The sequence below is a fragment of the Corynebacterium atrinae genome (assembly GCF_030408455.1).
GTDB lineage: Bacteria > Actinomycetota > Actinomycetes > Mycobacteriales > Mycobacteriaceae > Corynebacterium > Corynebacterium atrinae.
Genome location: NZ_CP046977.1, coordinates 1,116,301 through 1,137,058, shown reverse-complemented (window position 1 = coordinate 1,137,058; position 20,758 = coordinate 1,116,301). Strand labels below are relative to the sequence as shown.

20 protein-coding genes and 1 other annotated feature are annotated in these 20,758 nt (G+C 62.6%); of the genes, 9 read left to right on the top strand and 11 right to left on the bottom strand.

The features are described from left to right. The 7 genes from CATRI_RS05675 to CATRI_RS05645 form a co-directional block, all read right to left on the bottom strand. Nucleotides 1-657 (bottom strand): exonuclease domain-containing protein, encoded by a 657-nt coding sequence (locus CATRI_RS05675; RefSeq protein WP_290220493.1) that lies wholly within the window; start codon nucleotides 655-657, stop codon nucleotides 1-3. Next, nucleotides 657-2,513, bottom strand: coding sequence for a DUF294 nucleotidyltransferase-like domain-containing protein (locus CATRI_RS05670; protein WP_290220491.1), 1,857 nt, complete (start codon nucleotides 2,511-2,513; stop codon nucleotides 657-659). The genes CATRI_RS05675 and CATRI_RS05670 overlap by 1 nt, the downstream gene beginning before the upstream one ends. A gap of 50 nt (nucleotides 2,514-2,563) precedes the next feature. Beyond that, on the bottom strand, nucleotides 2,564-4,039 hold the full coding sequence (locus tag CATRI_RS05665; RefSeq protein WP_290220489.1) for a cell wall-binding repeat-containing protein: 1,476 nt from the start codon (nucleotides 4,037-4,039) through the stop codon (nucleotides 2,564-2,566). A 55-nt stretch (nucleotides 4,040-4,094) separates the two neighbouring features. Beyond that, complete coding sequence (locus CATRI_RS05660) at nucleotides 4,095-5,108, bottom strand: 3-isopropylmalate dehydrogenase (protein ID WP_290220487.1); 1,014 nt, start codon at nucleotides 5,106-5,108, stop codon at nucleotides 4,095-4,097. Nucleotides 5,109-5,183: 75 nt separating this feature from the next. Next, complete coding sequence (locus CATRI_RS05655) at nucleotides 5,184-5,672, bottom strand: flavin reductase family protein (protein WP_290220485.1); 489 nt, start codon at nucleotides 5,670-5,672, stop codon at nucleotides 5,184-5,186. A 3-nt stretch (nucleotides 5,673-5,675) separates the two neighbouring features. Further along, nucleotides 5,676-6,728 (bottom strand): acyl-CoA dehydrogenase family protein, encoded by a 1,053-nt coding sequence (locus CATRI_RS05650; protein WP_290220483.1) that lies wholly within the window; start codon nucleotides 6,726-6,728, stop codon nucleotides 5,676-5,678. Continuing rightward, nucleotides 6,728-7,276: an OsmC family protein gene (locus CATRI_RS05645; RefSeq protein ID WP_290220481.1), complete on the bottom strand. Its 549-nt coding sequence runs from the start codon at nucleotides 7,274-7,276 to the stop codon at nucleotides 6,728-6,730. The genes CATRI_RS05650 and CATRI_RS05645 overlap by 1 nt, the downstream gene beginning before the upstream one ends. 217 nt (nucleotides 7,277-7,493) lie before the next feature. Here CATRI_RS05645 and CATRI_RS05640 point away from each other — a divergent pair, with 217 nt between their 5' ends. The 3 genes from CATRI_RS05640 (at nucleotide 7,494) to CATRI_RS05630 (ending at nucleotide 10,614) form a co-directional block, all read left to right on the top strand. Further along, nucleotides 7,494-8,204: a GntR family transcriptional regulator gene (locus CATRI_RS05640; protein WP_290220480.1), complete on the top strand. Its 711-nt coding sequence runs from the start codon at nucleotides 7,494-7,496 to the stop codon at nucleotides 8,202-8,204. Between the two features lie 135 nt (nucleotides 8,205-8,339). Beyond that, nucleotides 8,340-9,665, top strand: a complete 1,326-nt coding sequence (locus CATRI_RS05635; RefSeq protein WP_290220478.1) for an MFS transporter — start codon at nucleotides 8,340-8,342, stop codon at nucleotides 9,663-9,665. Between the two features lie 10 nt (nucleotides 9,666-9,675). Then, nucleotides 9,676-10,614, top strand: a complete 939-nt coding sequence (locus CATRI_RS05630; protein ID WP_290220477.1) for an ornithine cyclodeaminase family protein — start codon at nucleotides 9,676-9,678, stop codon at nucleotides 10,612-10,614. On the opposite strand, the gene serA is transcribed toward CATRI_RS05630, so the two are convergent. Both serA and CATRI_RS05620 read right to left on the bottom strand, forming a co-directional pair. Further along, on the bottom strand, nucleotides 10,611-12,197 hold the full coding sequence (gene serA, locus CATRI_RS05625; protein WP_290220475.1) for a phosphoglycerate dehydrogenase: 1,587 nt from the start codon (nucleotides 12,195-12,197) through the stop codon (nucleotides 10,611-10,613). The genes CATRI_RS05630 and serA overlap by 4 nt on opposite strands. A gap of 113 nt (nucleotides 12,198-12,310) precedes the next feature. Then, entirely contained in the window at nucleotides 12,311-14,098 is a 1,788-nt protein-coding gene (locus CATRI_RS05620) for a GmrSD restriction endonuclease domain-containing protein (RefSeq protein WP_290220473.1), read from the bottom strand. A 130-nt stretch (nucleotides 14,099-14,228) separates the two neighbouring features. Here CATRI_RS05620 and CATRI_RS05615 point away from each other — a divergent pair, with 130 nt between their 5' ends. From CATRI_RS05615 to CATRI_RS05590, 6 genes are all read left to right on the top strand, one after another. Then, the gene (locus CATRI_RS05615; RefSeq protein ID WP_290220471.1) at nucleotides 14,229-15,200 is read left to right on the top strand and encodes an ABC transporter substrate-binding protein; all 972 of its coding nucleotides are present in this window, start codon (nucleotides 14,229-14,231) and stop codon (nucleotides 15,198-15,200) included. Beyond that, the gene (locus CATRI_RS05610) at nucleotides 15,197-15,964 is read left to right on the top strand and encodes an ABC transporter permease (protein ID WP_290220469.1); all 768 of its coding nucleotides are present in this window, start codon (nucleotides 15,197-15,199) and stop codon (nucleotides 15,962-15,964) included. The genes CATRI_RS05615 and CATRI_RS05610 overlap by 4 nt, the downstream gene beginning before the upstream one ends. Next, nucleotides 15,957-16,673 (top strand): ABC transporter ATP-binding protein, encoded by a 717-nt coding sequence (locus tag CATRI_RS05605; protein ID WP_290220467.1) that lies wholly within the window; start codon nucleotides 15,957-15,959, stop codon nucleotides 16,671-16,673. Before CATRI_RS05610 ends, CATRI_RS05605 begins: the two co-directional genes overlap by 8 nt. A gap of 119 nt (nucleotides 16,674-16,792) precedes the next feature. Further along, nucleotides 16,793-17,587: a hypothetical protein gene (locus CATRI_RS05600; protein ID WP_290220466.1), complete on the top strand. Its 795-nt coding sequence runs from the start codon at nucleotides 16,793-16,795 to the stop codon at nucleotides 17,585-17,587. A gap of 39 nt (nucleotides 17,588-17,626) precedes the next feature. Beyond that, nucleotides 17,627-17,938 carry a transposase gene (locus CATRI_RS05595; protein ID WP_290220464.1) on the top strand — a complete coding sequence of 104 codons (312 nt, stop codon included), beginning with the start codon at nucleotides 17,627-17,629 and terminating at the stop codon, nucleotides 17,936-17,938. Further along, nucleotides 17,899-18,012: a sequence feature (AL1L pseudoknot), on the top strand. (Overlaps the previous gene by 40 nt.) Continuing rightward, nucleotides 17,938-18,840: an IS3 family transposase gene (locus CATRI_RS05590; protein WP_353959744.1), complete on the top strand. Its 903-nt coding sequence runs from the start codon at nucleotides 17,938-17,940 to the stop codon at nucleotides 18,838-18,840. It overlaps the preceding feature by 75 nt. Before CATRI_RS05595 ends, CATRI_RS05590 begins: the two co-directional genes overlap by 1 nt. 273 nt (nucleotides 18,841-19,113) lie before the next feature. Here the strand turns inward: CATRI_RS05590 and ilvC are convergent, their stop codons facing one another. Beyond that, nucleotides 19,114-20,127 carry a ketol-acid reductoisomerase gene (ilvC, locus tag CATRI_RS05585; protein WP_290220462.1) on the bottom strand — a complete coding sequence of 338 codons (1,014 nt, stop codon included), beginning with the start codon at nucleotides 20,125-20,127 and terminating at the stop codon, nucleotides 19,114-19,116. Nucleotides 20,128-20,239: 112 nt separating this feature from the next. Continuing rightward, nucleotides 20,240-20,755 (bottom strand): acetolactate synthase small subunit, encoded by a 516-nt coding sequence (ilvN, locus tag CATRI_RS05580; protein WP_290220460.1) that lies wholly within the window; start codon nucleotides 20,753-20,755, stop codon nucleotides 20,240-20,242. Nucleotides 20,756-20,758: the final 3 nt, after the last annotated feature.

Genomic DNA, 20,758 nt, shown 5'->3' with positions numbered 1-20,758 from the left:
TCAATCCATGAGATCCTTCAGCGTCGTGGCCGGGAGGTTAGCCCGATGAGCCAAGTATTGTTCGGCGCACGCCAAAGCATCCGTGAGCGCGTTGTGGTTGTGATAGCTAGGCAGCCCGTAGCGGGTGCGTACCCGCGCCAGGCGCAGATCCTCACCCCGCGGATAGGTACCCATCCGCTCCATGTGGCGGCGCTCGATGGCGAAGGTGTCCACCACGGGAACCTCCAGCTCTGCGCCGAAGTGCTTCTTCGTCGCCGCAGAAAGGAAGCCTGTCTCCATAGCCGCGAAATGTGCCAGCAACACCCTGCCTTGCAGTGCCTCAAGCATGAGGGCGAGGGCGTCGGCTGCGGGAACACCGGCGGCAATCTGGTCGTCGGTCAGGTGGTGAATGGTGGCGGAGGAACCCACCGAAAAGCCCTCGACGCCACGCAATACGACGTAGCCCGCCCCGGAGAGATCGATCGTGGGGCCGTTGACGGGCACCCAGCCGATCGAAACGAGTTCATGCTTGTCGGGTTTAAGCCCCGTCGTTTCGACATCGACGGCCAGCAGGGGCAGATCATCCAACGCGGTGGCCGGGCCTGGTGAGGGTGCGAGATAGAACTCGGCCAGGGCGCCGGTGGCCTTTCGTGAAGGTTGGGAGCGAAACGGCCACATCAGATGTTCCTCACCGGGTACTTGGTGGCCAGCGCGTTTTGCATGTCTTTGATGATCTGGAAGCTGTCTCGCAGATGCTCACGATCCAGCTTGGAAAGCTTATTGGGATCGATGTTGTAGTTCGGCGTGACGTTCTCCCGGATTTGCATCACCTGGTGGCGGAAAGTGATGGTGCGCAGGTACTCGAAAGCGTCGAGGAGGTCCTGGGAGCCGCGGACAGAGACTCCCCCGGCCTGGGCGGCTTCGGTGAGGCGACGGCGGGTGCTCACCGCTTGCACGCCGGAGGCCAAGGAAAATAGCCGCGCCATCTGGACGATGCCAGCCGTGCCGCCCTTCTTCACGTTGAGAGTGTTGGCGTATTCACCCGACCTGTCCACGACGAGCCCGCGGAAGAATCCCAGTGGGGGCTCTCGGCGAGCGGCCAGCGACGCCAGGTGGGCATGCAAACGCCTCGCACCGTGCGCCATGGAGACCGCATCAGCATGGACCTGCTCGGCCATCTCCACGTCACCATGGATAGCGCGAAAGTCGAAGAAGGTCTGCGCGTGCAGGAGAGCGTCAGGGTCTGGGGCCGTGATCCAGGTGTGGAAGGTATTCGTCCACTCCGTGACCGTCATGCGCCACTTCGGGTTCATGGCCATCATGTCACCCGGGCACAGGACTTGGCCGGCGGTGTCCAGGCCCCGATTGACGTATTCAGACAACTTCGCGAAGTACTCGCCGTGCTCAGCCTCATTGAAATCGTTGGACAACACGAGCGCATTGTCCTGGTCGGACGCCAAACCCATTTCGCGGCGCCCTTGGGAGCCGACGACGACAAAGGCATAGGGCACGGGCGGTGCCCCAAACTTCTCCTCTGCCAAAGTGAGCAGGCGACGGGCAAGGGAATCCGCCGCGATGGTCATCATGCCGGCGGTTTCCTCGGCGGAGGCACCACGCTCAATGAAGCGGGCAGCAACCTCAGAGGCCTGCTCGTACGCATGCGCCAGTTCTTCCGGGGAGTTGCGGCGCGACAGATCAGCGGTGAGATAAATCGGGTCGTGGCGAAGCAAACGCATGACATCGGCGGTGGACACGATGCCCGTCAGCTGACCTTCGTCGACGATCGGCAAATGGTGGATGCGCATCTCCGCCATGAGCAACATCGCCTCGAAGGCGAGGGTATCCGAAGGCACCGTCCGCGGATTGGCCGTCATGATCTCCGTAATAGGCAAGTGAATATCAAGGCCCTGGGCCACGACCCGCCCGCGCAGGTCACGATCCGTAACAATGCCCTGCACTCGGCCGTCGACGGTGATGAGCAGCGACGATACTCGGCGTTCCTCCATCAACTGTGCCGCCTGCTGGATCGTGGATTCCGGCGTGATGGAGGCCGGGTCAGAAACCTTGAAATCAGCCAATTGGGTCCGCAAGACCTCGGAGGAGGGGTCATCTCGCAGCTCATTAGCGGCGGCGCGGATGCGGTGGGATTGCGATTGATAAAAACGCTCAATGTCTGGGTTGCGCTCAATGAGCGCAGCGAAATCCTCCCGCGGCAAGGTAAGCAGCAGGGAATCCTCTACGGCGATCATGGAATAGCGGGAAGAGTTTTCACCGACCAGCGTCGAATATCCGAAGGTACGACCGGCATCGCGGCGGTCCAGCAGCATCCCACCCTCATCAACGATGTCGATGGCGCCGGAACGAATGAGATAGAGGACATCATTGGGTTCGCCGACGCGGACAATTTCCTCTCCCCGACGGACGTAACTCATGCTCATCCGCGCTGGCAAATGGTCCAACTCCAAGGCGGGCAGGCGGGTGAATGGCTCCAAGTCGGCGATGAAATCGCGGACCTCTTCAAGTTCGACCGTCATATCCCTAGCGTAGTGGGACGCCAGGGCTGGGGGTACCTTTTAGGGACAAACTACTGATATGACACAAACCACGGACGAGGCGTGACCTCATAGGTCTGTTCAGGGGTGAAGGTGGGAGTGTCCTCATCGATGAAGTTCTTCCAAGCCATAAACCAGCCCGGGCCCAGCCCCTCTTGGACTGCGTGCCAGGTGTCCAGCTTCTCCCCTGGGCCGCCATGGCCATCGGCGTGGAGGATGAAAGCCAGCTCAGGGCGATTGGTGTTGATCTGCTCACGGTCGCGGATCATTTGGTTCTGGAACTGGTGCAAGATCAGACCCTTTTGCGGGAGATCGTTGTCGCGCACGAGGGAGGCCAGCCAATCCGCAACCTCATTGACCTCAGCCGCTTGGACATGCCCGACCTGGGTCAGGGGCTTTTCATCTGGGCCCAACTTCCACTCAGGGTCGAGGGCCAGCCCGACGTTGGGGCGCTTGAGTAGCTCCTCGTACACCTTGGCTTGCTCCAGCAAGCTCGCCCGACCGGGTTGAAGATCGAGGAAGGCGTAACCGCCAGCGTTAGTAATCGCGTCGATGTAGGGCAGGAACTCGGAAGGGTCACCGACATTGGTGTATTGGCCGCTGTCACCGGGAGCGGCGGACGCAACGGTGACGATAATCTCGAAGGCGGGCACCACCGGCAGCTCCTCCAGCGCCTGGTAGTTGGCGATGTGGTCTTGCACTCGCTTGACCGCCTCGTCCGGGCCCTGCTCCCCCATCACTCCGAGCGCCCCTCCGGAGGGGTGCCCGTAGAAGGCGATCATGCGCCGGCCGGGAAACACAAGGCCGCCGCCGCCCGGGAGCTCGCCGTTCTTGGCCAAGTCAATAGCGGTATCGAAGTGCTGCTGGGTGCCAAATTGCTGTCCGAGGGCGATGACGTTGCCCTCATTGACCGTATTCATCGATTCCGCACTGATCCTCGGGTCGGGGTAGGACAGCACGTCCACCTGCGCTCCCGCGGCCCGAGCAGTAGCCACCGAGGGGATCGACGTCTGCGCGGTGGCCAACATGACTGGCATGCGCAGGGAATGCTTCGTATGTTGCACGCCGTCCAGGCCGTTCGCGGAATCGGGGTCCAAGGCTGCGACGCCCGCGACGTCAAGCACTCCGAGATCGTCGCCTGACTCCGCCACCGCAACCTGCACACCATCTGGCAGCGGCCCCACCAATCCGACCGTGATCGCCCGGGAGGCCCGAAGGCGAGCGAGTTCTTCTTCCATGCCGTCGCCGACCAAGAGCATGGGCGCACCGGCGGCGACGGCGAAGTGGGCGGCCCGGGTCTGGGCTTGGGGAGTGTCCTCTGAAACGACCACGAGGTCCGAGCTGTCGAAGAGGCGGCGGGACGTCTCCACGCCTGTCCCGGCGGCGTCGGCAATCACTTCAGAGTTGACCAACTCCAGTTCCGGTGGCTCGGTATCGTCCTTTGTGGTGGAGCAGGACGCCGCCATGAGGCTCGTGGCGATGGCCAGTACTGCTATGAGACGCCGCATGTAGTGTGTCTCCCCTTTGCCTTGTAGTAGTCGCTACAAGAACACGCTACGCACTCTAGGTCAGGGCCGCGACGATGCGGTCGCCTACCTCTGTGGTCCGTACCTCTCCGGTTCGGGTGGCCACGTCGGCAGCCACGGCCTCTTCGATCCGGGCGGCCGCAGCGTCATCACCAAGGTGACGCAGCAGCATCGCTGCCGACAAAATGGCGGCGGTCGGGTCGGCGATGCCCTGGCCTTGGATGTCCGGCGCGGAACCATGGACCGGCTCGAACATGGAGGGGTTGGTGCCGGTGGCGTCGATATTGCCCGAGGCAGCGAGGCCAATTCCGCCGGAGACGGCGCCGGCTTCGTCGGTGAGGATGTCGCCGAAGAGGTTGTCGGTGACGATGACGTCGAAGCGCGAGGGGTTGGTGATGAGGTAGATCGTCGCGGCATCAATGTGGGCGTAGTCGACCGTAACCTCGGGGTACTCGGCGGCGATCTCGTCGACGGCGCGCTGCCACAGGCCACCGCCGTGGACGAGGACGTTCGTCTTGTGCACGAGGGTGAGGTGCTTGCGGCGAGTCATGGCCAGGTCGAAGGCGTAGCGGATGACGCGTTCGGCGCCGTAGCGGGTATTCACGGAGGTCTCGTTCGCTACCTCGTGCGGGGTGCCCACGCGGATGCCGCCGCCGTTGCCGGTGTAGGCGCCCTCCGTGCCTTCGCGGACGACGACGAAGTCGATCTCGCCGGGGTTTCTCAAGGGGGACTCAACGCCCTCGAAGAGCTTGGAGGGGCGCAGATTGACATGGTGGTCCAAGGCGAAGCGCATCTTCAGCAGGAGCCCACGTTCGAGGACTCCGGGGGCCACCAGGCCCGGCGCGCCGATGGCGCCGAGGAGGATGGCGTCGTGCTCGCGGAGGGAGTCCAGGTCAGCTTCGGTGAGGAGTTCGCCGCTGCGGAGGTAACGGCGGGCACCAAGGTCATAGTCGGTGGTCTCGATGTCATCGCGGACGGCACGGAGCACTTTGAGCGCTTCGGCGGTCACTTCGGGGCCGATGCCATCTCCGCCGATCACTGCAAGTTTCATTCTATGGAATTCCCTTCTCACCTAATGGACTTATCGGACAGCTTAGCAGGCAGTGCTATTCCCGACGCACCCTGACTAAATCTGATACTCCGGGAACAGGTGGATTTGCCCGCGCTGGTACAACAGCGGGCGGGTGGATTCATCGGTCCCGCAGTCCTCGACCGCGACGGTAATGATCGTGTGATCCCCGCCGGCGTGAAAGTGGGCGATGTGGCCGACGAACCAGGCCGCCGCGCCATGCACCGTGGGCACGTTATCCGCGCGCCGTTCCGTGTGGACCCCCTCGAAGCGGTCGATGCCACGGCGGGAGAACTGGCGCGCCAAGTACTCCTGTCCCTCCGCCAGCACCGATACTCCGATGGGCCCGCCGACCTTTAGGGATGGCAGCGAGGTCGAGGCGTTATCCACGCTGAGCACAACCATCGCGGGGTCGAGCGAGAGCGAGGAAAACGCGCTCACGGTCAGGCCCACGTCCTGTCCTTCCGCGGTGTGGGTGGTCACGATGGTGACTCCGGTAGGAAAGGTCCCGGCTGCCGCCCGGAGGCGTTCCGCAGTTACTATCACGCTTTAGCCTTCCTGTTGTTCGCGAGCTCGCTGCAGTTCCCACTTCAGCTGGGTCTCCGAGGGCGATTGCACGGGGATGAACGCGGCCTCGCGGAAGCGCCGTGACGCCGGCGAGCTCTGCGCGTATCCCGCTCCACCCGCGAGTCGCACCTCGAGGTTGGCAGCAGCGACAGCGGCCTCCGCCGCGGCCAGGCGCAGCTCCAGCAGCTCCACCTTCGTCACTGCCTCGCACCCATCGATCCGCCGCGCCAGGTCTTCTTGCTTATCGACGAGCGTGCGAATCCGACTCGCAGCCTCCTCCACGTCGTCCGTGAGCACCTCGTTGACGCCGTGGAGGCGCTGGGCGGCTGCCTCAATGGCGGCTTCCGCCACTCCGAGGCATTCGGAGGTTTGCAGCACGACGAAGGTGGGTCGCACCGCGGCCACGAAGTTCGCGAAGTCAGTGCTGAGCACCTGTTCATCGTCGACGAACACTCCGTCGAGAGACACCCACGCCGACGACGTCGCGTTGAGTCCCAGCAGAGCGAAGGGCTGGCCGAGGGTGACACCCGGGGCATCGCCATCGAGGACGACCAACACCCGCTCCCCGTCCTCGGTCTTGCCTGCGGTGACGATGACAGCATCATCGGCCAGGTTAGAAGCCCAATTCAGCTTGCCGTTGAGAAGGTAGCCACCCTCGGTGCGCTCGGCGCGGAGATCTATCTGCCCAGCACCAGCCGCCTCCTTGAACGCCGAGGCCATGCCGGTCACTCCGGGGCGCCGACCTTGCAGCAACTCCGGGAGAAGCTCGCGGGCATAGGCGGTGTCAGCAGTCTGGAGATAGGTGACCACCATGGTGTGGGCCCACAAGCCGAAAGCGACGGACAAATCCACGGAGGCAATTTCGCGGAGCTGGCGCACCCTCTCCAGCAGGTCGCCACGGAGGATCTCATCTCGCTGTCCCAGCAACTCGATGCCATAGCGGGCGGATATCTCGTTGTTGTCCACTCCCTTGGCCTGCTCAGCGATGGTCGCCAGGACCTGCGGGGCGGTCACGGTGGTCGCGGTGATAGTCATCAGATCAACTCGGACGTCAGCGTGGCGGGGCGGGTGTAGGTGTTGACTACGGGCGACCAGGTGATGGCATCCTTCTGAATCTGGTCGAGGGTCTCGCGATCAGCATCACCCTCCAAGGCGATCTTGACGCGGACATCGGAGACACCCGGGCGCTTCACATCGTTGAGGTCGCCGACGCCCCAGGTCGGGGAGATATCAATGTCAGACTCGATATCAATGGCAATCTTGGTCAAGGTCACGCCACGGTGGGTGGCAATTGCTTGAATGCCCACCGAGATGCAGGCCGCGAGAGCGGACTGGGCCACCTCCGTGGGGTTGGGGGCGGAATCGTCCCCGAGGAGCTGCGGCGGCTCGGAGACGAGGACGGGTTCCAGGTCGCGGATCTGGGTGTAGTTGCGGAACAGGCCGTCCGCCTCGGTGTGCGTGCGGATGGTCTTGCGACCGCCCTCGGGGTTATTAATGTTCTTCTCCGCCAGGGAAGCGAGCTTCTCCGCGTCGATGGGCTGCAGCGGCTCGCCGGACTGATGGTTCGGGGTGAGGTCGGACATGTTTGTTTGCTCCTTGACGTTGTAAAAATCGGTTCTACTGCCGACAACTTAGCACCGATTAGTCCAGTCCTAACATACCGTGTTGTCTATTTAGTTTCCTCATTCCGGTTTGCAGCCACAGTGAACAGCGACAATGCCCCCGGGGCGAGGTGAATAAAACCCTTCCCTCCCCGGGAATCGACCACTGAGTCCAGGCCGCTGGGGCATAATGCGGACTATGCCAGGCACGCCCCCACTCTCTGCGCTCACTGACGCCCGTCGCCTTCCCCGGCTGGATGAGCCGCGGGATATCCCCCTCCGCGAGCAAGTAGCCGAACATCTCCGCCACGCGATCATCGTGGGCGAGCTTGCCCCAGGCCAGGTTCTTAGCGCTCCGACCCTGGCCGACAAGTTCGGAATCTCCGCCACTCCCGTTCGTGAGGCCATGCTCGACCTAGCAAACGAAGGCCACGTCGTAGCGCTGCGCTACAAGGGTTACCGGGTGCTGGAGATCTCGCCCGAGGTCCACGCCCAACACGTGGAACTACGGCGGTTCATCGAGATTCCCCTCATGGTGCGACTAGCCGAACAGGGCCTCCCCGCCGCTTTGCTTGCTTCCTCGCGCTCCTTGGCCGCCGATAGCCTCGAGGCGGCCGACAACGGCGACCTCATTGAGTTCATTCGACTCGATTCTTCCCTACATTTGGGATTACTCGCGGCGGCCGGTAACTCGGTTGCCGTCCGCCATCTCCGCTCTTTGCGTTCCATGGCGCGCCTGTCCGGACTGCGCGATCTGGCCAATTCTGGCCAATTAGAGCAGACAGCACGGGAACATGTGGACCTGGTAGAAACGATCGCTCAACGTGACCCGGAGAGAATGTTCTCCCTGATCAGCCAGCACCTAGGCCACGTCACCGGGGTGTGGGCGGGCAAGTCCACCACCAGCTAAGCTGCCAAGTTTTCCCCTCGAACCTAGACGCGGGACCCAGTAACATTGTACTGTGCCCTACATCACTTACTTTGGCGGATCGAACCCGAAACACATCCGGGTGGCTACCGCCTCGACCACGAAAAGGCTGCGCACATGACCGAATCTGTCACCACTCCGCCTCGGGAAACCAAGAAGAAGCACGCCCGAGTCCTCACCGCCGCCCTTTCCGGAAGCTCGATCGAGTGGTACGACTTCTTCCTCTACGCCACCGCCTCCGCGTTGATCTTCAACCACCAGTTCTTCCCCACGGACGATCCCTTCGTCTCCCAGATGCTGTCTTATCTCACGCTGGCGTTGACTTTCTTCGTCCGCCCCTTCGGCGGCATCATCTTCTCCCACTTTGGCGACCGAGTCGGCCGCAAAGTCACCCTCGTGGTCACCCTCACTATGATGGGCGCCGCCACCGTCGCCATCGGACTCATCCCCACCTATGACCAGATCGGCATCGCGGCCCCCATCCTGTTGGTGATCTGCCGCATCATCCAAGGCTTGGCCATCGGCGGCGAATGGGGAGGGGCGATGCTCCTCGCCTTCGAAAACGCACCGAAGGGTCGCCGCGGTTTCTTCGGTTCTGTCCCCCAGATGGGCATCACCATCGGCATGCTCCTGTCTTCGCTGGCATTCGCCATCGTCTCTTCCTTCGGCGATGAGTTCCTCTTGGGCATCGGCTGGCGCATCCCGTTCATCGCTTCCATCGTTCTCGTCTTCGTCGGCTTGTGGATTCGTTCCGGCCTCGGTGAGACCGATGACTTCGAAAAGGCCCGCAAGAGCGGCGACGTGGCCAAGATCCCTTTGCTTGAAACTCTTACCCACCACTTCCCCGCCGTCCTCGTCGCCGTGGGCATCAAGGTCGTAGAAACCGCCCCGTTCTACATCTTCGCCACCTTCGTCGCCTCCTACGCCACGGGCACTCTTGATTTCCAGCGCTCCACCGTCCTCAATGCGGTCAGCCTCGGAGCCTTCGCCTCGACGATCATGATCCCGGTCATGGGCACACTCTCTGACCGTGTTGGGCGGACCCGGGTCTATGTCACAGGCGCCGTAGCCATCGCCGCCTTCGCCTTCCCCTTCTTCCTCCTCCTGGACACCGGCGCTAACTGGGCAGTGTTCGCCGCCGTCGTCATCGGCCTCGGAGTGGTGTGGCCGCCGGTCACCGCCACGCTCGGCACGATGAGCTCAGAAATTTTCTCCCCTCGCATCCGCTACACCGGCGTCACCTTGGGCTACCAAATCGGCGCTGCCCTCGCCGGCGGAACCGCGCCATTGATCGCGACCTGGCTGCTGCACGAGTTCAACAACCAGTGGCACCCCATCGCCATCTACATCATCATTGCTGCGTCCATCTCCTTGTTGGCGGTGGCCTTCGCACCGGCCATCGCGCGCCGCGAGGCCGCCAATGAAGCCGCCACTACCTCTTAAGGGACTTTTCATGACTTTCGCCCACTCCGAATCCCCTCGCTGGATCACCTCCGACCAGATCGCCGCGGCCGTCAGCGTCGAACGCGCCCGCGTCCTCCTCGAGGAGGCACTAAAGTCTGGCTTCCAGCCCTCCCAGGACCCCGCCCGCGTCAATATTCCGGTGCACGACGCCGGTCACGTCCTGCTCATGCCTTCGGTGCTCAGTGATTGGACGGGCACGAAAATCGCCACCGTCGCTCCTGACAACCCCTCCAAGGGCGCCCCCCGCATCCAGGCCATCTATCTCCTCATGGATGCCGAGACCCTCTCCCCCCAAGCCCTCATGGAAGGCAACGCGCTCACCACCCTGCGCACCCCTGCTGTGAGCGCCGTGGCGGTGGATTACCTTGCTCCGCGCACGCCGATCGAGCGGATGGTCTTGTTCGGCACTGGCCCCCAAGCACTCAGCCATATCCAGGCCATGACGGAAGTCCGCGAAATCCACGAGCTTGTGGTCTGCGGCCGCGAAGAGGACAAGATCGTCGAGACAGTGGAGGCTGGGCTCGCGGCAGGCATCCCCATCTCCCGCGCGGGAAGCCCCGAGGATGTCAGCGGAGCCGACCTCATCGTCTGCTGCACGTCGTCGTCGACGCCGCTTTTCGACGGCACCCTCGTCCCCGAAAACGCCGTCGTCGTCGCCATGGGCTCGCACGAGCCCGAAGCTCGCGAATTAGACTCCGCGCTGCTGTCACGCGCACAGGTCGTCGTCGAGGACCACGCCACCGCCATGCGAGAGGCCGGTGACGTTATCCAACCCATCAAGGAGGGCGTCCTCGACGAGGATTCGCTGGTCGAGCTCGTCGACCTGGTCAACGGCTCCGCCACGGCCGATCCCACTCGCCCCCGCGTGTTCAAGTGCGTGGGTATGAGCTGGGAAGACCTGGCGGTAGCGGTGGGAGTGATGGACTAAGTCAGGTCGATCTGGACAGAAGTCGCGCCGAGGGAATCGGCGATGGACTTCTCCAGGGCCTCGGGGATCTCGGTGTCGACCCGCAGGACGAGGGTCGCGCCGTCGCCCTTGGCGGCCTGGGTGAGCGCGGCGGCCTCGATGTTGATGCCTGCGTCGCCCAGCTGCGAGCCCACCTTGCCCAAGGCGCCGGGGGCGTCGGTGTACTGCAGGAAGAGGTTGCGGCCCTCGGCCCGCATGTCGACCCCGCGGGCGTCGATACGCACAATCTTTTCCACCCGCTCGAGACCGGTGAGGGCACCGACGACGGTGGACGAGGAGCCGTCGGAGGCGATGGCCTTAACCTCCACCGAGGAACGGTGCGTGGTGGACTCCGAGGCGGTGTCCACCCGGTATTCCAAACCGCGGCTCTCCGCGATGGTCGGCGCGTTGACAAAAGTGACAGGCTCGTCGGTGATTCCGGAGAACAGCCCTCGCACGGCGGACAGGCCGAGGACAGACAGGTCATCTTCGGTGGACAGCTCGCCGCGGGCCTCCACTTCAAGCGCCACCGGGGCTGCGTCGAGCAGTCGGCCGGCCAGTAGGCCGAGCTTGCGGGTGAGCTCCAGCCACAGGGCGACTTCTTCGCCGACGCGCCCACCGGAAACGTTGACGGCATCCGGGACGAACTCGCCAGCCAGGGCCTTGAGAACAGAATCGGCGACGTCAGTGCCTGCGCGATCCTGGGCCTCGGCGGTGGACGCACCCAGGTGCGGGGTCACGATCACCTGCGGGAGGTCGAAGAGCGGGGAATCCGTGCAGGGCTCAGTGGAGAACACATCGAAGCCGGCACCCCAGATGTGGCCGGAGGTGATCGCATCGGCCAACGCCTGCTCGTCGACAAGCCCGCCACGGGCAGCGTTGATGATGATCTGACCCTTCTTGGACTTAGCCAACAGCTCGGCGTTGAACATGCCGGCCGTTTCCTTCGTCTTGGGCAGGTGAATGGTGATGATGTCGGCGCGGGACACCAGCTCATCGAGGTCCACGAGCTCAACTCCCAGCTGCGCGGCACGGGCCGGGTTAGCGTAAGGGTCGAAGGCGATGATCTTCGTCTCGAATGCCGCCAGACGCTGGGCAAACAGCTGCCCAATGTGTCCGAAGCCAACGACACCGATGGTCTTTCCGAAGATCTCCACGCCGTTGAAAGCAGAACGCTTCCACTCGTGATCGCGGAGGGTGGCATCGGCGGCGGGGATCTGGCGCACCGTGGACATCAGCAGGGCGATGGCGTGCTCGCAGGCGGAGTGAATGTTCGAGGTCGGGGCGTTGACGACCATGACGCCGCGATCGGTGGCGGCGGCGATGTCAACGTTGTCCAAGCCCACACCGGCGCGGCCCACGATCTTGAGATTCGGCGCGGCCTCCAGGACCTCGCGAGTCACCGTCGTCGCGGAACGGACGAGGAGAGCATCAGCCTCAGGAACCGCCGCGAGGAGCTCCGCGGTGTTCGGGCCGTCGACCCACCGCACCTCCACGGAGTCTCCAAGCGCTTCTACGGTGGAAGGGGCTAACTTATCGGCGATGAGAACGACGGGCTTGCTCACGGGGAACGACTCCTGCTTCTACACAACTAGGGTATGGACCGAATGACACTCTAGTCGCTGACTATTCCAGCAGTACCCGAACCTCCAATTAAATTCACCTGCGAGGGGAAAACTTAAGATTCGAAGGCGTTCGGCCCCTCTTCTCCACCCGAATAGTCCGAATCATCCACGTCACGAATGATTGGCTTGCCCATAGAGTGTTCGATCATCTCCAGGATCCGGGTCCGACGATCGCGCAAGAACGAACGCATATCGTCGTGGTGCAGCATGACCGGGTCGAGCTCGTGGGTGGCCAAGACCGCATCAAACTCTTCGTCCTCCATGAGGGACTTGGATTGCACGCGGGCCAAATAGCGCGAGGGACCGTAGCCATCGATGACCACTTCGGTGCGCTTGCCCATCGGGGTGCGGTTAAGCACGCTGTCCGCCAGAACTGGGTCGATGCCGTGATCCACGCACCACTCCAAGGGGAAGACGCGGAAGAACCCGGGGTTGAGTTCGGGGAAGGTCCACCGATCGAAGGGCTGAGCGGTGCGCCAGTCGCGGGCCCCGCGTGCCATGAGCAGGGCATAAATACCCTGGTACACCCCTGAGTTTTCCCGCACTGAAAACAGGCGGGACTCGGAGAAGGACGCATCCCGCACCGTCTTGGGGACCTCGTCCGTTTCCTCCAAGATCCAGGCAGTGACCTGGTCGACGTCGCGGGCCGAACGGCTAATCACCGCCGACGAGCCGTAGAGCTCGCCGAAGATGCCGCACCAGAACCACTGGTTCAGCCGATCCCAGGCGCGGGTGGATGCGAGCGCGCGCGGATGGTCAGACAAAACGGCAAAGATGACGGCCAGTGGGATGAGCTGGGCGGTGTAGGGCACCTGCTCGATGGTGAGCATGCACCGCTGGGAGAGGAACTCCGCTGACTCCCGGAAGGTAATGCGCAGCTCATGGCGGGCCCGCAGGTAGTCGGACAAAGTCAGGTTGAGGATGTCCTCGCGCTGCCCGGCAGAGTGGCCTTTCCGCGCGGATACCAACAAGGCAACTGCCGTGAGGAAGTCGGTGCGATTGACGTTGTCCAATGCCGGGTAGCGGCGCAGGATCGCCTCGGTGGCCTCCCAATCCTCGGAGAGCCGGAAATTCGGGTCTTCGGTGGCAAAGACGGCGGTGAGCAACTCGAACACGTCCATCTGTAGGCCGGTGGAGTTGGCCTGGGCAAAGATCGAGCCCACGCCAGTCTGCGCGGTCTCGCGGTTGAGCAAGACCATCGGAATGTCATAGGCAGATAAAGGTCGAACAACCCGGTCATAGAAACGTTTGACCGTTTCCCGCATCCCGGACTCGGCCCCGAGATCGAAGAGGAAGTCGGTTCCGGATTCCCACAGGAGGTCGGCGACGGGGACGCATCCCGCAGCGACGGCGGCTTCGCGGCTGGTCACTCCGCCCGGAATTGAGGGCCCAAAGTGCGACATGACCATGCCGGACTCATCGACGGCGAAGATGGCCTCGTCGGGCATGACCTGGGCCTCTACGGCGCGGGTGACGTCAACGTAGAAGGTGCGGCGGATCCGCTTGGAGCGGAAATCGACAGTATCTACTCCCCCGTCGCCGGCCAGGCAGTGATAGAGAGTGGTGAGGCGCTGCTGACCATCAAGGAGCAAAAGGCCCGGCTCGACGCCGGTGTCGGGAGCCCCCGCGATGGGGCGGGGACGGAAACGCATCGGGGCGTCGCGAGTATCCAAGGAAAGCAGGGAACCCACCGGATAGCCGCGTAACACGGTGACGAGGAGGGCCCGAATGCGATCAACATCCCAGGCGTAGGAGCGCTGAAAATCCGGCAACTGAAGGTCGCCGCGGTTGATCTGCGCAATGAGGTCGGTCAAGTCATAGCTTGGCGTGGTAAAGCCCATGGGCTCGAGTCTAGCCCTGGGCGCCTGGATAATCTTGATTGTGAATGAAATGTCGACAATCTAATGAACCGATCAGTACAGTTTGGACGATCCATTAAAGACCATTCTGTCTATCTGGGAGGTACCGTCCTTGTCGACGCTCACCCGCCGCACCTTTCTCGGCGCCGCCGCCCTCGGCTCCCTGGGGCTGCTTGGCGCACAGAAGCTCACGGCTTCACCCGCAGTTGCCAGCGGCAGCGCCATCACCGTCGGCTACGTCCCGATCGCCTGCTCCTCCCCGCTCCTACTGGCCGACGCCACCGGCGCTTTCGCCCGCCGCGGCCTGGACATCCGCCTCAAGCGCTACGCCGGCTGGGCCGAACTATGGTCTGCCCTCCTCACCGGGCAACTCCACGTCACCCACATGTTGGCACCCATGGCCGTGACCCCGACGTCCCGCCCCACAACCCTGGCATACACCCTCAATACCAACGGCCAAGCGCTCACGATCGCCTCCAACCTCCACTCCCAGGTCAATGGCCTAGACGACCTCCGCGGCCGGATCATCGGTATCCCCTTCGAGTACTCGATCCACGCCCTCCTGCTTCGCGACGCCCTCGCCTCCCGCGGCATCGACCCCATCTCCGACCTCGAACTACGCCTTCTGCGTCCGGCCGACATGGTCGCCCAACTTGAGGTAGGCGGAATCGACGGCTTCGTCGGGCCGGAACCCTTCAATCAGCGCGCCCTCGTTTCCGGCGCCGGCCGCGTGCTCACCATGACGAAGGAATGGTGGAACCGCCACCCCTGCTGCTCCGTCTCCATGGGCACTGACTGGATGAGCGCCCACCCCGACGAAGCAACCGCAATCACCGAAGCCCTTGCCGAGGCCAGCGACTTCCTCAACACCCCGGGCAACCACGCTGCCGCAGCCGCCACCCTGTCCCAGGAGAAGTACCTCAACCAAAAGGCAGCGCTCATCGAGCCCGTCTTCGAGGGCGCGTACCGCAACTGGGCCGGAGACGACATCATCGATCCCGAACGCATCCACTTCGGCGACGCCACCGACCCGAGGGCCACTGCCTGGATGTCCGAGCAAATCACCCGCTGGGGGTTGGCATGAACGATCGGATACGCGCTGGCCTCCTCGGACTCGTCCTCTTCATCGCCGCCATTGCTGCCTGGCAGCTCTCCGCCGATCACCTCGCTGCAATCGCTCCGACGCCGCTCGGGGTGTGGAACCGCGGCGTCGAGATCCTCTCCGACCCCTTCTATCGTGACGGCCCCGCGAGCGTCGGTATCTTCTGGCATCTGGTCACGTCACTGCGGCGAGTCCTCACCGGCTTCCTCCTGGCAGCGATCATCGCCATCCCCTTGGGTTTCCTCCTTGGCCGCCTGACGATCCTCCGCTGGGCCATCGACCCAGTGGTCCAAATCCTGCGTCCTGTCTCCCCCCTGGCCTGGCTGCCCATTGGCCTCGCCCTACTCCACGACGCCGAGCGCACCGCTATCTTCGTCATCGTCCTTTCCGCGCTGTGGCCGATCCTGCTCAACACCATCGACGCCGTCCGCACGATCAACCCCACCTACCTCAAACTCACCTCCACCTTGGGCACCCCTCTGTGGCTGAGTATCACGCAGGTCTGGCTCCCGGCCACACTGCCCGGCATCATCACCGGCCTCCGCCTATCCCTTTCCACGTCCTGGCTGGTCATCATCGCTGCCGAGATGCTCGTCGGGGGTCAAGGCATTGGCTTTTTCGTGTGGAATATGTGGAACCGTCTCGACATCAACGCCATCGTCGTCGCCATCATCCTCATCGGTCTCACCGGCCTCATCCTCGACCACCTGGTCTCCGCCCTGCAGAAGACGGTTCGCTATGACTAACGCCATCTCCCTCGACAGCATCACCCGCTCCTACGGCCCCACCCGCATCATCGCCCCGACATCCGTCGACATCGAGCCCGGCCAATTCGTCTCCCTGCTCGGCCCCTCCGGCTGTGGCAAATCCACCATCCTCTCGATGCTGGCCAACCTCGACAGGCCCTCCACCGGATCAGTCAACGTCGACGGGCGGTTCGCCGTCGTGTTCCAAGACCACGCCCTCCTGCCATGGATGTCCGCCCGCGCCAACATCGAATTCGGCCTCCGCTCCGCCCGCCCGTCCCTCACCCCAGATCAGCGCCGTGCGATCTCCGATCGCCGCCTCGCCGAAGTCGGGCTTATCGACGCCGCCGGTCGACGCCCTGCCCGCCTCTCCGGCGGCATGCAGCAGCGCGTCGGCATCGCCCGTGCCTTTGCCGTCGAGCCCGAGATCTTGCTTCTCGACGAACCCTTTGGAGCATTGGACGCCCTCACCCGCCGCGAACTGCAACTTGCACTCCTCGACCTCTGGGAATCCGATCGCCGCACCGTCGTCATGGTCACCCACGACGTCGATGAAGCACTCCTCCTCTCCGACCGCATCCTCGTCATGTCCCCCAGCCCCGACGCCACCATCATCGCCGACATCTCCATCGACCTTCCCCGCCCACGTCACGACGTCGAGGTGCCCGCCGAACTCCGCCGCGAGCTACTCGGCCTGCTACACAGCTGACCATTCAACCCCCTGGTTGAAAAACATCCACAAACTTGCTCCTACCCCTTGCGTGACTCGCTTGCGTGTTCTAACATTGTATTAGAACACGCAAGCGAAACACTTGGGGGTGAGCACACGTGACCATCGACATTTACCACTCAATGGTAGAGATCTACCTTGAGAAAGCACTGACCCCTCCCCAGCACTACTACGCTGTCAGCTCACCACACGACCCCGTCGCTCGCCGGGGAACCCAAATACGCCAAGAAGACCACGAACTGTGGCAATCAGTCCTGCCCGGTGATGACGAGGACATCGACATCGTCCTCGCTAAGCTTCGGCGTTCCCTGGGGCGCGGGGATCACTACCTCATGTCCGCGATCAGCGCCCACCACCGCCTCAACGAACTCCCGAAGTTGAAGGAAGTCCAGGAGCACTACTTCCATCTTGACCTCCCCCGGCTCAAGGCCATTGATAGTGTCCTGTGCAAAGCAGACACCACCGTGTCAGAACACCTCGACCTCATTGATACCGAACTAGCTAAGTTCCTCACCCCGACCCGGGCGAATCAGATCCTTCCCACACCAAGAAAGATCAATCGGCGTCTTAATGCGATCATCACCATGCTCGACGAGACGATCTCCTCCGAGGATCCCGCCCCGCAGCCGGTTGATAGTGTTTCGATCGTCTTCGATGACGGTAGAGGCTTCTTGCATGCTGACCTGGATGGGATCATCGCCCAAGAAATCGACCTTCGTATCCGCAAGTACGCGATTACTCATGGGGTCAATCAAGCAGACGCACTCGTAGCACTGATTAGGGGTGAGGGGTCAACGAATGTCACCCTCAACGTCTATAAGGCATCGGATATCCCGACTGCCCCGGGGTGGGTCTCTGGGGTGGGGTATCTCACTGTTGTGTCCCGTGTTTAATGGAGGGTGCAAACCTGCACATCCTCAAGGAATCTATCAATGCCTAAGAAGTACCCCGACGAGCTCAAAGCACGCGCCATCGAACTCGTCATCCACGCCCAATCCGACTCAGTCACCGCACGCGGTGCAGCCGGTCGGGTAGCTGAACAACTCGGACTCAACCGTGAAACCCTGCGTAGCTGGGTCAGCGCCCACAAGAAATCTGGTGCCACCACCGTCGATGAGTCCCTCGATCTAGAGGCAGAAAACCGGCGGCTACGTGCCGAACTCGCCGAGTCCAGGCGTGCTAATGAGATCTTGAAGAGGGCTTCGGCTTTCTTCGCGGCGGAGCTCGACCGCCCACACCGGTAATCGTCGCCTTCATTGACGACAACCGTAAGGAGTTTGGTGTCGAGCCGATCGTACGGGTACTAGCTAGTACTCCCGCGCGTATCGCGACGAGCTCCTATTACGCCTTCAAGTCCCGACCTACCTCGGCCAGGGCCATCCGTGATGTGAAGATCGTGGCTGCTCTTCGTCGAATCCACGCCGAGAACTACTCCTGTTACGGGGTGCGGAAGATGTGGCACGCGATCAACCGTGACGGCAGCTGCGGGCATGTCGCCCGCTGCACCGTGGAACGGCTCATGCGTGAGGCCAGCCTCGATGGTGTGCGTCGCAAGCGGAAGAAACCATCCACACGCTCGGCTGACGCTGCTGACTGTCCTACAGATCTGGTTGACCGGGTATTCGGGGTACTGGCACCGAATCAGTTGTGGGTCGCGGACATCACCTACATTCCCACTGCGTTGGGCTGGGTGTATACCGCGTTTGTCTTAGATGTCTACTCCCGACAGATCGTCGGCTGGCAGGTCACCAATCACCTGCGGCAATCATTAGCTACTGATGCGGTGACCATGGCGTTAGCTGCCCGTCGGCGTGCGGGCGAGTCGGTCGCCGGGCTGGTCCACCACAGCGATAGAGGCGTGCAATACCGGGCGGTGCACTACACCGACACCCTGGCCGATAGTGAGGTTGTCGCCTCTGTCGGATCCAGGGGCGACTCCTACGACAATGCGATGGCTGAGGCGTTGAACTCGGTGTACAAGGCCGAGTTGATTGACCGCCACCACTGGGACGGCCTCATCGATGTCATGGCTGCTACAGCGCAGTGGGTCGGGTGGTACAACTCTGCTCGGCTTCACTCCCAGATTGGCTATCGCACGCCTGATGAAGCTCACTCACAGTTGGCGGTTATGGCCGCTGCTGGTTGAGTTCTCCAATTTCCAGACCCTCCACAAAACCCGGGGCTTGACAGTCGGAGTCCCAAGCACAAAAGAGAGAACACGGCGAACCGGAGAAACCACCACCACCGCCCCACGAACGTCCTAGCTGCTCCGAATGGGGACGCCCCCTTGACAGCAGGGAGACCTAAAAGGCCAGGCCGAAGCCTGACCTTTTCCAAGCGATACGTTTTTTAGGCCCAACCCTTCGGAGGCGATACGCCATCAGACGTATCGCCTCCGAAGGAATCTCAACCAGTGCCCTTAGGCAGTGGCGTCGAGCGGATTCTTCACCCAGCTCATCAGATCACGAAGCTTGGTGCCGGTTTCCTCGATCTGGTGCTGTGCGTACTCAGCACGCAGACCCTCAAGTTCCTTGTTGCCGTTCTCAACGTTGGCGATAAGGCGCTTGGTGAAGGTGCCATCCTGGATGTCGGAGAGGATGTCCTTCATGCGGGCCTTGGTGTCAGCATCGATGACGCGGGGGCCGGAGAGGTAGCCACCGAACTCGGCGGTGTCAGAAACCGAGTAGTTCATGTTGGCGATGCCGCCCTCGAACATGAGGTCAACGATGAGCTTGAGCTCATGCAGGCACTCGAAGTAGGCCATCTCGGGCTCGTAGCCGGCCTCAACGAGGACCTCGAAACCGGTCTTGACCAGTTCTTCGGTACCACCGCACAGAACGGCCTGCTCACCGAAGAGATCGGTAACGGTCTCGGCCTCGAAGGTGGTGGGGATAACGCCAGCGCGGGCGCCACCGATGGCTGCGGCGTAGGACAGGCACAGCTCCTTGCCGTTGCCCTTCGGATCCTGGTCCACGGCGATGAGGCAGGGGACGCCCTTGCCATCGACGAACTGGCGGCGGACGAGGTGGCCGGGGCCCTTCGGAGCAACCATGCCAACGACGACGTTGTCGGCGGGCTGGATCAGGTCGAAGTGGATGTTGAGACCGTGGCCGAAGAGGAGGGCGTCGCCGTCGTTGAGGTTCGGGGCGATGTCGTTTTCAAAGATTTCCTTCTGGGAGGTATCGGGGGCCAGAAGCATGATGACATCGGCCCAGGCGGCGGCGTCAGCGTTGGACTTGACGTCGAAGCCAGCTTCCTTGGCCTTTGCGGCGGACTTGGAGCCCTCGCGCAAACCGATGCAAACCTCAACGCCGGACTCGCGGAGGTTCTGAGCGTGGGCGTGGCCCTGGGAGCCGTAGCCGATGATGGCGACCTTGCGGCCCTGGATCAGTCCGAGGTCTGCGTCTGCGTCGTAAAGCAATTCAATAGCCATGAGTGAGGTTCTTGCCTTTCGATTTAAGTGTTGTTCCCATGCTGTTGTACCACAACATGAGATGAAATCCGCCCTATGTGGCCAAAAATCTCACCACATGGGACAAATTGGCCTATTTGGAGGGTGCCATGGTCTTCGGGCCGCGGTTCAGGGCAATCTGACCGGACTGGATGAGCTCGCGGATGCCGAAGGGTTCCAACACCTCGAGGAGAGCCTTGAGTTTGCCGGGGGTGCCGGTTACCTCAATGACCACGGAGTCCTGGGCCACGTCGACGATGCGCGCGCGGAAGATGTTGGCGGCGTCGACGACCTGGGGGCGATTAGAGTTATCCGCGTTGACCTTGACCAGCATGATGGCGCGGGCAATGGTGGTTTCCTCTTCGAGGCGGACAACCTTGAGCACCGGGATGATCTTGTTGAGTTGCTTGGTGATCTGCTCGATGACCAGCTCGTCCGCGTCCACCACCATGGTGATGCGGTTGATACCAGGTGTCCCGGTGTCTGCCGAGACGATCGACACGAGGCTGTAGCCGCGTCGAGTGAAGAGCGCGACAACGCGGGAGATGATGCCGTCAACGTTTTGGACCAAAACGCTGAGGGTGTGGCGGGTGATGTCAGTGTTCGCCATGAG